At 74.3% G+C, this 13,055-nt stretch carries 12 protein-coding genes; 9 read left to right on the plus strand and 3 right to left on the minus strand.

The genetic code is table 11. The annotated features are described in order from the left end of the window. Window positions 1-47: 47 nt before the first annotated feature. From hrpB to QMO56_RS05680, 5 genes are all read left to right on the plus strand, one after another. Window positions 48-2,498: an ATP-dependent helicase HrpB gene (gene hrpB / locus QMO56_RS05660; protein ID WP_283524061.1), complete on the plus strand. Its 2,451-nt coding sequence runs from the start codon at window positions 48-50 to the stop codon at window positions 2,496-2,498. Between the two features lie 84 nt (window positions 2,499-2,582). After that, on the plus strand, window positions 2,583-3,674 hold the full coding sequence (locus QMO56_RS05665) for a trypsin-like peptidase domain-containing protein (RefSeq protein WP_283524062.1): 1,092 nt from the start codon (window positions 2,583-2,585) through the stop codon (window positions 3,672-3,674). Between the two features lie 147 nt (window positions 3,675-3,821). Beyond that, window positions 3,822-4,946, plus strand: a complete 1,125-nt coding sequence (locus QMO56_RS05670) for an ABC transporter substrate-binding protein (RefSeq protein ID WP_283524063.1) — start codon at window positions 3,822-3,824, stop codon at window positions 4,944-4,946. Then, window positions 4,943-6,001: an iron ABC transporter permease gene (locus QMO56_RS05675; RefSeq protein WP_283524064.1), complete on the plus strand. Its 1,059-nt coding sequence runs from the start codon at window positions 4,943-4,945 to the stop codon at window positions 5,999-6,001. Before QMO56_RS05670 ends, QMO56_RS05675 begins: the two co-directional genes overlap by 4 nt. Then, complete coding sequence (locus QMO56_RS05680; protein ID WP_283524065.1) at window positions 5,998-6,792, plus strand: ABC transporter ATP-binding protein; 795 nt, start codon at window positions 5,998-6,000, stop codon at window positions 6,790-6,792. The genes QMO56_RS05675 and QMO56_RS05680 overlap by 4 nt, the downstream gene beginning before the upstream one ends. A 72-nt stretch (window positions 6,793-6,864) precedes the next feature. On the opposite strand, the gene QMO56_RS05685 is transcribed toward QMO56_RS05680, so the two are convergent. Together QMO56_RS05685 and QMO56_RS05690 are read right to left on the minus strand one after the other, a co-directional pair. Beyond that, window positions 6,865-7,683, minus strand: a complete 819-nt coding sequence (locus tag QMO56_RS05685) for a siderophore-interacting protein (RefSeq protein ID WP_283524066.1) — start codon at window positions 7,681-7,683, stop codon at window positions 6,865-6,867. A 1-nt stretch (window position 7,684) separates the two neighbouring features. Then, window positions 7,685-8,179, minus strand: coding sequence for a PadR family transcriptional regulator (locus QMO56_RS05690; protein ID WP_283524067.1), 495 nt, complete (start codon window positions 8,177-8,179; stop codon window positions 7,685-7,687). A gap of 241 nt (window positions 8,180-8,420) precedes the next feature. On the opposite strand from QMO56_RS05690, the gene QMO56_RS05695 reads away from it, so the two are divergent. Genes QMO56_RS05695 through QMO56_RS05710 form a run of 4 tightly spaced genes read left to right on the plus strand, consistent with a single transcriptional unit; the run spans window position 8,421 to window position 12,034 of the window. Continuing rightward, window positions 8,421-9,101 carry a response regulator transcription factor gene (locus QMO56_RS05695; protein WP_283524068.1) on the plus strand — a complete coding sequence of 227 codons (681 nt, stop codon included), beginning with the start codon at window positions 8,421-8,423 and terminating at the stop codon, window positions 9,099-9,101. A gap of 10 nt (window positions 9,102-9,111) precedes the next feature. Further along, on the plus strand, window positions 9,112-10,533 hold the full coding sequence (locus QMO56_RS05700; RefSeq protein ID WP_283524069.1) for a HAMP domain-containing sensor histidine kinase: 1,422 nt from the start codon (window positions 9,112-9,114) through the stop codon (window positions 10,531-10,533). 58 nt (window positions 10,534-10,591) lie between these two features. Beyond that, window positions 10,592-10,867: a hypothetical protein gene (locus tag QMO56_RS05705; RefSeq protein WP_283524070.1), complete on the plus strand. Its 276-nt coding sequence runs from the start codon at window positions 10,592-10,594 to the stop codon at window positions 10,865-10,867. A gap of 9 nt (window positions 10,868-10,876) precedes the next feature. After that, complete coding sequence (locus QMO56_RS05710; protein WP_283524071.1) at window positions 10,877-12,034, plus strand: YbfB/YjiJ family MFS transporter; 1,158 nt, start codon at window positions 10,877-10,879, stop codon at window positions 12,032-12,034. On the opposite strand, the gene QMO56_RS05715 is transcribed toward QMO56_RS05710, so the two are convergent. Next, entirely contained in the window at window positions 12,018-13,010 is a 993-nt protein-coding gene (locus tag QMO56_RS05715) for an enoyl-CoA hydratase/isomerase family protein (RefSeq protein ID WP_283524072.1), read from the minus strand. The two genes, QMO56_RS05710 and QMO56_RS05715, sit on opposite strands and share 17 nt — an antisense overlap. Between the last annotated feature and the right edge of the window lie 45 nt (window positions 13,011-13,055).

Here is a 13,055-nt window from a genome sequence, read left to right on the forward strand (position 1 = left end):
GCTCCGGCGGATACCGCCGCGCGCCGATCTGCTCTATGCCCCGCCCCATGTCCCTGGTCATGCTCCCCGAACTGCCCGTCACCGAGGCCCTGCCGCGCCTGGCGGAGGCGCTGCGTGCCGGCAGCAATGCCGTGCTGGTGGCGCCGCCCGGCGCCGGCAAGACGACGCTGGTGCCGCTGCTGCTGAAGGACGAGCCCTGGGCGGAAGGACAGAAGATCCTGGTGCTGGAGCCGCGCCGCGTCGCCGCCCGTGCCGCCGCCCGCCGCATGGCGGAACTGCTCGGCGAGACGGTGGGGCAGACGGTGGGCGTCGTCACCCGGCTGGACCGGGCCGTCTCCGAGGCCACGCGGGTGGAGGTGGTCACCGAGGGGCTGCTGGTCCGCCGCCTGCAATCCGACCCCGGGCTGGAGGGCGTCGCGGCGGTGCTGTTCGACGAGGCGCATGAGCGCAACCTCGACACCGACCTCGCCCTGGCCCTCTGCCTCGACCTGCAGTGGGCCCTGCGGCCGGAGCTGCGGCTGCTGGCCATGTCCGCCACCATCGAGGCGGAGGGTTTTTCCCAGTTGCTCGGCGGCGCGCCGGTGATCGAGAGCCTCGGGCGGGCCTGGCCCGTGGCCCTTCAGCACCGCCCGCGCGACATCCAGGACCCCCGCGACCTGCCCGAGGCCATGGCCAGCACCATCCGCGCGGCACTGGCTGAACATCCGGGCGACGTGCTGGCCTTCCTGCCGGGCTGGGGCGAGATCCGCCGCACCGCCGAGCGGCTGGGCGGCGTCGCCGCCGATGTGTTCCCCCTGCATGGTGAGCTGCCGCCGGCCGAGCAGGACAAGGCGCTGAACCCGTCCTCCCGGAGGAAAGTGGTGCTGGCCACCTCGATCGCCGAGACCTCGCTGACCGTGCCGGGGGTGCGGATCGTGGTGGATGGCGGCTTCCGCCGGGCGCCGCGGCTCGACCCGGCGACCGGCCTCTCGCGGCTAGCCACGGTCCGTATCTCCCGCGCCGCCGCCGAGCAGCGCGCCGGCCGCGCCGGCCGCACCGAGCCGGGCGTCGCCATCCGGCTCTGGACGGAGGCGCTGCACCGTGGTTTGCCGCAGGCCGACCGGCCGGAGATCCTGGAGAGCGAACTCTCCGGCCTGGCGCTGGACTGTGCCGCCTGGGGCGCCGAGCCCTCGGAGATGGCCTTCCTCGACCCGCCGCCGGCCGGCGCCATGGCCGTCGCCCGTGCCCTGCTGCGCGACCTCGACGCACTCGACGCCGATGGCCGCATCACCCCGATGGGCCGGCGGATGGCGCGGCTGGGGACGCATCCGCGCCTCGCCCGGATGATGGCGGCGGCGGAAACGCCCGAGGCGGCGGCCCTGGCAGCCGAACTCGCGGCTTTGCTGGAGGAGCGCGATCCGATCCGCGGTCGCGAAGCTCCCTGCGACATCCAGTTGCGCCTGGACCTGCTGCACGGCGCCGACGACCCCAATGCCGACCGCGCCGCGCTCGGCCGCATCCGCCGGGCGGTCGGCCTGCACCGGCGCCGGCTCGGCGTGCCCGGCGGGGTGGCGGCGGAGGGCGAGGCCGGGCTGCTGCTGGCCGCCGGCTTCCCCGACCGCATCGCCGCCCGGCGCGGCAGCATGACGGGCGCCTTCCGCATCGCCTCCGGCCAGGGCGCCCGCCTGCCGGCCACCGATCCCCTTGGCAAGGCGCCGCTGCTGGCGGTGGCGGATCTCGAGCTGCTCGGCACCGAGGCGCGCATCCGCATGGCCGCGCCGCTGACGCGCGAGGCGCTGGAGGCCGCCTTCCCCGGGCGCCTGGTGCGCGAGGAGGGCGCCGCCTTCGATCCGCGCGTCAATGCCGTGGTGGCGCGGCGGCGCCTGCGGCTCGGCCCGCTGGTGCTGGAGGAGGCGACGCTGCCGCATGCCGACCCGGCCGCCGTCGCCTCCGCCCTCGCCGCCGCGGCGGCCTCACGCGGCTTCCGCGACCTCGACTGGAGCGAAGCGGCCCGCCAGACCCGCGCCCGCATGGGCTGGATGCACCGCACCGAGGGCGGCGAATGGCCGGACGTCTCGGATACGGCGCTGGCGGCGGCGGAGGGCGCCTGGCTCGCCCCCTGGCTCTCCGGGATGACGAAACTCGCCGAGCTGCGCGGGCTGGACGCCACGGCGATCCTGCGCAGCCTGCTGCCGCACGCCTTGCAAAAGCGCCTGGATGCCGTGCTGCCGCCGCGCGTGGCGCTGCCCAACGGACGCAGCGCCGCCATCGACTATACCGGCGAGGTGCCACGGCTGGAGGCGCGGGCGCAGTGGCTCTTCGGCCTCGCCACCCTGCCGCCGCTGGCGGAAGGGCGCATTCCCCTGCAGGTGGCGCTGCTCTCGCCGGCCGGCCGGCCGATCGCCGTCACCGCCGACCTGCCGGGCTTCTGGCGCGGGGCCTGGGCCGATGTGCGCAAGGAGATGCGCGGCCGCTACCCGAAGCATGACTGGCCGGAGCACCCGGCGCGCGGCACGTAAAGGCCTTGCCTTCGCCGCCTTCACTGCAAATCTGCAACGCACATGCCCCCCAGCACTCCCGCAACCCGGCCGATGGATGATGGAATGACGCCCCCCAACCCCGCCTCCCGCCGCATGGTCCTGTCCGGCCTCGTCAGCCTGGCGATGCTCTCCGCCTGCCAGGCGCCCACCGCCATGGCGCAGCGCGGCGCGCGCACCCCTGTGCCGGACTTCGCCGACCTGGCCGAGGCGGTGCTGCCGGCGGTGGTCAACATCGCCGTGCTCTCGGAGCAGACCACGACGCAGATCCCGCCCGAGCTGCGTGGCACCCCCTTCGAGCGCTATTTCCGTGAGCGGCGGGGGCGGCAGCAGGTGCAGGGCGCGGGGTCCGGCTTCATCGTCGATCCGGCGGGCTACATCGTCACCAACAACCATGTGGTCGGCGACGCGGTGCGGGTGGTGGTCTCGCTGCAGGACGGTACCGAACTGCCCGCCCATGTCGTCGGCACGGACGACCTGACCGACCTTGCCCTGCTGCGGGTGGAGGCGCCGAAGCCGCTGCCCTCCGTGCCCTGGGGCGCCTCGGCCGAGTTGCGGGTCGGGCAGTGGGTGCTGGCGGCGGGCAATCCCTTCGGCCTGGGCGGCACCGTGACCTCGGGCATCGTCTCGGCCCGCGGACGGGAGATCGGCGCCGGGCCCTTCGACGACTTCATCCAGACCGACGCTGCCATCAACCCGGGCAATTCCGGCGGGCCCCTGTTCAATGCGGCGGGCGAGGTGATCGGCATCAACACCGCCATCTTCTCGCCCACCGGCGCTTCCGCCGGCATCGGCTTCGCCACGCCCTCCGATCTGGCGCGCGGGGTGATCGATCAGCTCCGGCGTGACGGACGGGTGGAGCGTGGCTGGCTGGGCATCGCCGTGCAGGATATGGGCGAGGAGGCCGGGCCGGGCATGCGGAACCGCGGCGTGCAGGTGCAGAATGTGGAGCGCAACAGCCCCGCCGCCCGCGCCGGGCTGCGCCAGGGCGACGTCGTCACGGCGCTGAATGGCGAGCGCATCGAGACCTCGCGCGCGCTGATCCGCGGCGTGGCGGGGACGCCGCCGGGCCAGACCATCCGCCTGACCCTGACGCGGGACGGGCGGCAGCGCGAGATGGCGGTGCAGGTTGGCCGCCGGCCGGGCTCGGCGGGCTGAAGCGGGGGCGCGCCGACCCTTCGCGCGGCGCGTTCCGCCGGCTCTCTTGCGCTGGGGAGGGGGCTGGCCCGTAAACAAAGGGTTGGTCCGGCGGTTGCGACTGATTATTGGTTGCCGGTCACTTCTCTCCGCTGGAAGGCTTGCCCGGTGAAGTTCCCCCGCCTGCTCCGCGCCACGGCGCTGCTGCTGTTCGCCTGCGTCCTGCAGGCCGGCACGGCCCGCGCCGAACCGATCACGCTGCACGACCTCGCCGGCCAGGAGGTGACGCTGCCCGGCCCCGCCAAGCGGGTGCTGCTGGGGGAGGGGCGCTTCATCCAGGCCCTTTTGCTGCTGGAGCGGCAGGACCCGGTCGCCCTGGTGGCCGGCTGGATGGGCGAGTTCAAGCGGCTCGACCCGCAGGGCTACGCGCAGGTGGCTGCCCGCTTCCCGGCGGCCGAGCAGATCCCGGTGGTGGGCGCCAGCAGCGCGGAAAGCTTCTCGGTCGAGCGTGCCCTGGAACTGCACCCCGACCTCGTGGTGATGAGCGCCGCCGGCGGCCATTCCCCGGACAAGGACAGCACGGTGGTGGCGCAGTTCCGCAGCGCCGGCGTGCCGGTGGTCTTCATCGACTTCCGCGCCCATCCGCTGGAGAACACGCCGAAGAGCCTGCGCCTGCTCGGCCAGGCCCTGGGGCGGGAGAAGCAGGCGGAGGCGTTCCTCGCCTGGCGGCAGGCGCACCTGGACCGCATCGCCCGCACCCTGGCGGAGGCGAAGCCGGCGGCGCCCAGCGTGCTGATGGAAATGCGCGCCGGCGGCGGCCGCGAGTGCTGCGGCTCGCCCGGCCAGGGCAATCTCGGCGAGTTCATCGAGTTCGCGGGCGGCAACAATATCGGCGCGGCAGTGATCCCGGGGCCGCTCGGGCCGCTGAACCTGGAATATGTCGTCGCGCAGGACCCGCGGGTCTACATCGCCACCGGCGGCACCAACCCGGCCGACGGCACCGCGCCGCGCATCGGCCCGGGCGTGACGCCGGAGGCGGCGCGGGCGGCGCTGCGCGGCACCGTCTCGCGTTCCGGTATCGCCAGCCTGACGGCCGTGCGGCAGGGCCGCGCCCATGCGCTCTGGCACAATTTCTATGACAGCCCCTACAACCTGCTGGCGGCCGAGGCGCTGGCGCGCTGGCTGCATCCGGACCTCTTCGCCGACCTCGATCCCGCCGCCACCCTGGCCGAGATGAACCAGCGCTTCCTCGCCGTGCCGCTCGAGGGCACCTTCTGGGTCAGCCTGAAGTGACGGTCCTGTCCGTCTCCGCGGCCGGCGCGGCCGAGGGCTACCGCGCGCTGCTCTGGCGGCGCTCGGCGCTGCTGGTGGCGCTGGCGCTGCTGCTGACCAGTTCGCTGCTGCTCGACGTGGCGACCGGCCCCTCGCGCCTCGGCCTCGCCGACGTGGCCAATGTGCTGCTGCATCCCGCCACGGCCACCGGCCCGGTGCGGGTCATCGTCTGGGACGTGCGGCTGCCCTATGCGGTCATGGCGGTGCTGGTGGGCGCCGCCCTGGCGCTGGCCGGCGCCGAGATGCAGACGGTGCTGAACAATCCGCTGGCCAGCCCCTTCACCCTCGGCGTCTCCTCCGCCGCCTCGCTGGGCGCGGCGCTGGCCATCGTGCTCGGCGTGGGCCTGCCCTGGATCCCGCAGGCCTGGCTGCTCTCCGGCAATGCCTTCATCTTCGCCTTCGGCTCGGTGCTGCTGCTGCGCAGCCTGTCGCGGCTGCGCGGCGCGGGGGTGGAGGCGCTGGTGCTGTTCGGCATCGCCCTGGTCTTCGCCTTCAACGCCGCCGTGGCGCTGCTGCAGTTCGTCGCCACCGAGCAGGCGCTGCAGCAGCTCGTCTTCTGGTCCATGGGCAGCCTGGCGCGCGCCTCCTGGCCGAAGATCGGCATCCTCGCTCTGGCGCTGGCCCTCGTCATCCCCTTCACCGCCCGCGCCGCCTGGAAGCTGACGGCGCTGCGCCTCGGCGAGGAGCGGGCGCTCTCCTTCGGCGTTGACGCCAACCGCCTGCGCGACGGCGCGCTGCTGCGCGTCTCGCTGCTCTCCGCCGTCTCGGTGGCCTTCGTCGGCACCATCGGCTTCGTCGGGCTGGTCGGGCCGCATGCGGCGCGGCTGCTGGTGGGGGAGGACCACCGATTCTTCCTACCGGCTTCGGCGCTCTGCGGCGCGCTGCTGCTCTCGCTCTCCTCGGTGGCGAGCAAGCTGCTGGTGCCGGGCCTGCTGGTGCCGATCGGCATCGTCACCGCGCTGGTCGGCGTGCCGGTCTTCATCGCGCTGGTCTTCACCCGGGGGCGGCGCGCATGAAACGGCTCGAAATCAGCGGCCTCACCCTCGGCTACGGCCGCCGCCCCGTGCTGCGCGAGGCCAGCCTCGCCCCGCTGGAGGCGGGAGCGATCACGGCGCTCGTCGGGCCGAACGGCGCCGGCAAGTCCACCTTGCTGCGCGGCCTCGCCGGCCTGCTGCCGGCGCGCGGCTCGGTGAAGCTGGACGGGCAGGAGATGGTCGGCCTGCCGCTGGAGCGCCGCGCCCGGCACATCGCCTACATGCCGCAAAGCCTGCCGCAGGGGGTGGCGCTGACGGTGCTGGAGACGCTGGTTGGCGCGCTGAAGGCCAGCCCGAGCGGCTTCGGCACCTCCGGCCTTTCCGCCCGCGCCGCCGCCGACCGGGCGCTGGCGCTGCTGGAGCGGCTCGGCATCGCCGACTTGGCGCTGGTCGGGCTGGACCGGCTTTCCGGCGGGCAGCGGCAGATGGCGGGCTTGGCCCAGGCGCTGGTGCGCCAGCCCGAGGTGCTGCTGCTCGACGAGCCGACCAGCGCGCTCGACCTGCGCCACCAGCTCGCCGTCATGCAGCTCGTGCGGGCGCTGACCCGCGAGAAGGCGCTGGTGACGGTGGTGGTGCTGCATGACCTCGGCCTCGCGGCGCGCTTCGCCGATCACGTGGTGATGCTCTCCCATGGCGAGGTGCGCGCCGAAGGCGCGCCGGAGGAAACCCTGACCCCCGCGCTGCTGGCGGAAGTCTATGGGGTTTCGGCGCGGGTGGAGCGCTGCTCGCTCGGGCATCTCCAGGTGCTGGCGGACGATCCGCTGCCGGCCTGAACCCACCAAAGGGGGCGCCGCCCCCTTTGGAAACCCCCGCCGGGGTGGCAACTGCCACCCCGGACCCCGCGATCAGTCCTCCGCGTGCTGCTCGTGCACCGCGGACTGGCCGAGCTTCCAATAACCTGCCGCCTTCAGCCAGCGCGGCTCGGCGCCCTTCTCGGCGATCAACTGCCGCCGCAGCACCTTCGCCACCTGCGATTCAGCCGCCACCCAGGCATAGAAGGCGCCCGGCGGGAACGCCGCGGCGGCCAGTGCGGCGGACAGACCATCCAGCCGGCCCGGCGCGGCGCCCCGGCGGTGCACCCAGCTGACGGACACGCTGGCCGCGCTCTGGAAAGTCTGCTCCTCCTCCGGCCCCTCCACCTCGGCGACCACCACGGCGCGGCTGCCGGCGGGCAGCTCCTCCAGGCGGCGGCCGATGGCAGGCAGCGCCGTCTCGTCGCCCACCAGCAGGTGCCAGTCGAAGGCGGTCGGGATGACGAGGGAGCCGCGTGGGCCGCCGACCAGCAGCGTCTGGCCCGGCGCCGCCTGTTCCGCCCAGGCGGTGGCGGGGCCGGCCTCGTGCAGGGCGAAGTCGATCGCCAGGGTGCCGGCCTGGGCGTCGTACCGGCGCGGCGTGTAGTCGCGCGCCGGCGGGCGCGGGGCGCTTTCGGGGAAGCTGACGCCCTCGGCGCCGGCCACCGGCAGGGCGTCCCCCGGCCGGGGGAAGAACAGCTTCACATGGTCGTCGAAGCCGAGGCTGGTGAAGCCCTCCAGCGCCGCGCCGCCCAGGGTGACGCGCAGCATGCGCGGCGTCAGCCGCTCGGCCCTCAGCACCTCCAGCGGGCGCAGGCGGACCGTGTGGCGGACGCGCTGCGGCGTGCGGTCGGTCTCGGTGGCGCTGGACATGTCAGATCCGCTCCAGGTTGCGGGCGGTGGCGTCGAGCAGGTCGGCGACCGCCTCCGCCTGCTCGGTGGTGAGCGGCCCGCGCTCCAGCCGCAGGTGCAGCGCCAGGCGCAGGTTCTCGACCGCGCGGACCACCTGCGGCGGCCGCTCGTGCCGCTCCTCGTGCCTCAGCCGCGCCATCACGGCGTCCAGCTCGGGGCGCTGCTCCTCCAGCCAGGAAAGGCCCGCGGCGGTCGCCGCGTAGAGCTTCCGGCCATCCTCGGTCGGGGTGACGGTGGCGTAGCCAAGTTCCTCCAGCATGGTGAGGGTCGGATAGACCACGCCCGGGCTGGGGCTGTAGGCGCCGCCCAGCCGCTCCTCGATCGCCTTGATCAGCTCATAGCCGTGGCGGGGCTTCTCGGCGACCAGCTGCAGCAGCACCAGCCGCAGCCCACCATGCCCGAAGCCGCGGCCGCGCCGCCCCCCGCCTTCCAGCCTGCCTCGTCCGAAACCACGCATCTTTCGTCTCCGATCTATCGTTTGAATTAGATATATCTAAACAGATTATGGACGCAAGCGCTTTGCTGCCACTCTTGCGGGCGGGGTCATCCGGGGAGGGAGGCTGCCCCGCCCGCAGGGAATGGCGGGGGCAGGGCTGCTCTGGCGCGGCGGCGCGCGGCGAGGCATCTTGCGCCGGCTGCGCCTCCCTCCGCCTTGCCGGCCCGCGGGAGGCGGCGCACAGGACAAGGAGCGTGGCACCATGCGAATTCTGCTGGTGGAGGATGATGCCGAGGTCGGCCGCTTCGTGAAGAAGGGCCTGCAGGAGGCCGGGCATAACGTCGAGCACGCGACCAGCGGACGGGACGGGCTGTTCATGGCCGCCGGCGAGAGCTTCGACCTGCTGGTGCTCGACCGCATGCTGCCCGGCGGCGTCGATGGCGTGCGCCTGGTGGAGACGCTGCGCGGCCAGGGCAACCACACCCCTGTGCTCTTCCTCTCGGCGCTCGCCGGGGTGGACGAGCGGGTGAAGGGGCTGAAGGCCGGTGGCGACGACTACCTGGTGAAGCCCTTCGCCTTCGCCGAGCTGCTGGCGCGCGTCGAGGCGCTGGGCCGCCGCCCGGCGGTGGACACGCCGGCGACGCGGCTGAAGGTGGCCGACCTGGAGCTGGACCTGCTCTCCCGCACCGTCACCCGCGGCGGCAAGAAGATCGACATCCAGCCGCGCGAGTTCCGCCTGCTGGAGCACCTGATGCGCCATGCCGGGCAGGTCGTCACCCGCACCATGCTGCTGGAGAAGGTGTGGGACTACCACTTCGACCCGCAGACCAACGTGATCGACGTGCATGTCTCCCGCCTCCGGCAGAAGCTGGACAAGGGCTTCGACAAGCCGCTGATCCACACCGTCCGCAACGCCGGCTACATGATCCGCGGCGAGCCGTGACGCGCGCCTGATGCCCCATACGCGGCGGCGGCAGCAGCATCCCGGGCCGCTCTGGCGCCTGCTCTCCTCGGCCGGGTTCCGCTTCGCCGTGCTCTTCGCGGCGATGTTCCTGATGGCCGGCCTCGCCTTTGCGGCGGTGCTGTGGTGGGGCACCGCCGGCACGCTGGAGCGGCAGACCGATGCCGCCATCCGCGCCGATGCGCATGCGCTGAGCGACCGCTGGCGCGATGCCGGCCAGCCGGGGCTGGTGGGGGCGATCGAGGAGCGGCTGGCGGTGGATGTGGAAGGGCAGACCCTCTACCGGCTGCAGGACGCCGCCGGAAACCGCATCACCGGCAACCTGGCGGCGCTGCCGCCGGCGCGCCCCGGGAACTCGGACTGGTACAGCCTCACCTTGCAGCACGAGGACGGCCAGCCCGGCGAGGGCCGCCTCCTCGTGCTCGATCTCTCGGACGGCAGCAAGCTGGCGGTGGGCCGCGAGGTGGGCGAGAAGCAGCGCCTGCGTGCCCTGCTGACCGACGGACTCTACTGGGCCGCCGGCGCCGCGCTGGCCTTTGCCCTGATCGGCGCCTGGCTGATGCGGCGGGCGCTGGAGCGGCGCCTCGCGCCGGCCTCCGCCACGGCGGCACTGATCGCCGGCGGCGACCTTTCGCCGCGCGTGCCGCTCTCCCTGCATGACGACGAGTTCGACCGCCTCGGCGCCAGCATGAACACCATGCTGGACCGCATCGCCCAGCTGATGGACGGGGTGCGCGGCGTGTCGGACGCCATCGCGCACGACCTCCGCACCCCCATCGCCCGCGCCCGCAACGGGCTGGAGGAGGCGCTGCTCAGCGGCAGCGACGACCCTGCCGAGCTGCGCGGCGCCATCGACCGCGGCATCGCCGATCTCGACAACATCACCCGCGTCTTCCAGGCGGTGCTGCGGATCGCGGAGATGGAGGCGGGCGCCCGCCGCGCCGCCTTCGCCCCCTTCGACCTCGCGCAGGTGCTGGCCGATGCGGCGGAGCTCTACGGCGCCTCGGCCGAGGCGCGCGGCCAGACCCTCGATACCGCATGGCCGGAGGCGCTGCCGCTGACCGGGGACCGCGACCTGCTGCTGCAGGTGCTGGCCAACCTGCTGGACAATGCGGTGAAGTTCAGCCCGCCGGGCAGCACCATCAGCCTGACCGCCGTGCAGGAGCCGGATGCGGTGGTGGTGCGCGTCGCCGATGAGGGGCCGGGCCTTTCGGTGCAGGACCGCGCCCGGGTCGGCGAGCGTTTCTTCCGGGCCGATACCGCGCGCACCACGCCCGGTTCCGGCCTCGGCCTCTCCCTGGTGCGGGCGGTGGTGCAACTGCATGGCGGTACGCTGTGGTTCGCGGATGCCGGCGGACCGCCCGACCGGCCGGGCCTGGCCGTGCTGTTCCGCCTGCCGGCCAGCGCCGCATGACCGAGGCTTCATGCCACGCTCATCGCCGCGCAGGGGGGGCGGGGCCAGACTGTGCGCCATGCCGCTGTACCACTTCTGCCTGCTCTTCGCCTTTCTGGCCGCCGTTCCGGCCGGCGCGGCGGAGCTGCGCGTGCTCAGCCCTGGCCCGGAGGATTGCGAGGATCTCGCGCAGCGCCTCTCCCTCCTGCCGCGCGGGCGGCAGGAGCCGGCGCGCAGCCTGGGGGAGGAGGGCATCCAGCTCTGTCAGGAGGGGCAGGTCCGGCAGGGCGTCGCCAAGCTGCGCCGCGCCCTGCGCACCGCCCAGCACCATCCCCGCGCGGTTCCCGCCAACTGAGGCCTTCCTGTGAGCCGCACTGACCTGGCTGTCCCGCTGGCCGGGGCGGGCGCGCTCTGCGCCGGCGTCGGGCTGGCCCGCTTCGCCTATGTCCCGCTGTTTCCCGCCCTGGTCACGGCCGGATGGGTGGATGGGGCGGAGGCCGGGCTGCTCGGCGCCTGCAACTTCACCGGCTATCTGCTGGGCGCCCTGGGCGGGCGCGGTCTCGGCCGCCGGCTCGGCATACCGGCGGCGCTGGATGCCGGCATGGCGCTGGTGGTGGTGGCCTTCCTGGCCTGCGCGCTGCCCCTGGGGGTCGCCTGGCTCGGCCTCTGGCGCGGGCTGGCCGGCGTGGCGGGCGGCGTGCTGATGGCGCTCGCCGGGCCGGCGGTGCAGGCGGTGACGGCACCCGCGCGACGCGGGGCGGCCGGCGGCATCGTCGTCGCCGGCGTGGGGGCGGGGGTGGTGCTGGGGGCGCTGGCCGTGCCGGCGCTGCGGCCGGCCGGAATTGCCGGGAGCTGGCTCGGCCTGGCGGTGCTCGGCGCGCTGATCTGGGGGGCGCTGCGCCGCTTCTGGCCCGACCCGCCCGCGGCCGAGATCACCCGCCTGCCGCAGGGGCTGCCGGTGCCGCGCGCGGGCGGGCTGCTGCTGGCCTATGGCCTTTCCGCCGCCGGGATGGTGGCGCCGATGGTTTATCTGGCCGATCTCGGCGTGCGCGGTCGCGGGCTGGGCGCGCTGGTGGTGGGGCTGCTCTGGGTGCTGTTCGGCCTTGGTGGCGTCGCCGGCACGCTGGCGGGCGGGCGGATCGCCGGCCGGGCGGGCGGGCGGCGGACGCTGGTGGCCTGGATGGTGGTGCAGGTGGCGGCGCTGGGCGCCACGCTGCTGCCGGGCGCTGTGGCGGTGCTGCTGGCGGCGCCGCTCTGCGGCTTCTCCGGCATCGGCGTCAGCGCCGTGGCGCTGGCCGCCGCGCGGGAGCGGGCCGGCATGGCCGCCGGGCGGCTCTGGGTGCGGGCCACGGCAATCTACGCCCTGGCCCAGGCCGGCACCGGTTTCGCCCTGGCGGCGCTGTTCCGCGCCACCGGGGACAGCCACGCCGCGGTGTTCGGCGCCGGCCTTGGCCTTTCCCTCGCCGCCCTGGCGGTGGCGCTGGCGGATGCGCGGCGCGGCGCGCTCAGCCGAACAGGCTGACCGGGTCCGCCGCCGGCTGCCAGCGCGGCGCGTTGTCCTTGTCCACCAGCACGGCGCGCACGCCCTCGGCGAAATCCGGGTGCCGGGTGACGCCGCGGGTGAGGGACAGCTCCATCTCCAGGCAGGCGGGCAGATCCAGCGCGGCGCCGCGCTTCAGCAGCTCCAGCGTCACCGCCACGCTGGTGGGGGAGACGTGCTCCAGGATGGCGAGCTGCTCGCGCGCCCAGTCACTGTCCTCCGCCCGCAGCGCCGACTCGATGGCGGCGCGCTCGTCATGCGCGAAGCAGCGGTCGATGGCCGGGAGCAGCGCGGCGATCCGTCCCGGCGGCACCGGCGCGGCGAAGCGCTCCACCACCCTCGCGTCGCCCTCCGCGAGCAGCGCCGCATGCAGCTCCCCGAGCCGCTCGCGCGGGACGAAATGGGTGGCGAGCCCCGCCTCCACCGCCTCGGCGCCCTTCAGCCGCCCGCCGGTGAGCGCCAGCCAGCGGCCGAGGCCGCCCGCGAGGCGCGGCAGCACGTAGCTGGTGCCGACATCAGGGAAGAGGGCGATCGCCGTCTCCGGCATGGCGAGCATGGCATGCTCGGTGACGACGCGGTGGCTGCCATGCACCGCGACGCCGATGCCGCCGCCCATGCAGACGCCGTCGATCAGGCTGACCCAGGGGCGCGGGAAGGCGGCGATGGCGCCGTTCACCGCGTATTCGTGGCTGAAGAAGGCCTCGACGGAGTCGTAATCGCCGGCCAGCACCTGCTCGCGCACCCGCCGCACGTCGCCGCCGGCACAGAAGGCCCGGTCGCCGGCCCCCTCCAGCAGCACCAGGCGGAGGGACTCGTCCTCGCGCCAGGCGGCGATGGCCTCGGCCATGGCGTCGATCATCGGCAGGTCCAGCGCGTTCAGGGCGCGCGGGCGGTTCATCAGCAGCCGCCCCACCGCGCCCTGGCGCGTGGCGATCAGGGTGGCATCCGTTTCGGCCATTCTCATCCTCCGGTTTCCTCGTGCCCAGCCTCGCGGCGCGGCGAC

The sequence above is a fragment of the Roseomonas sp. E05 genome, assembly GCF_030063475.1.
GTDB lineage: Bacteria > Pseudomonadota > Alphaproteobacteria > Acetobacterales > Acetobacteraceae > Pseudoroseomonas.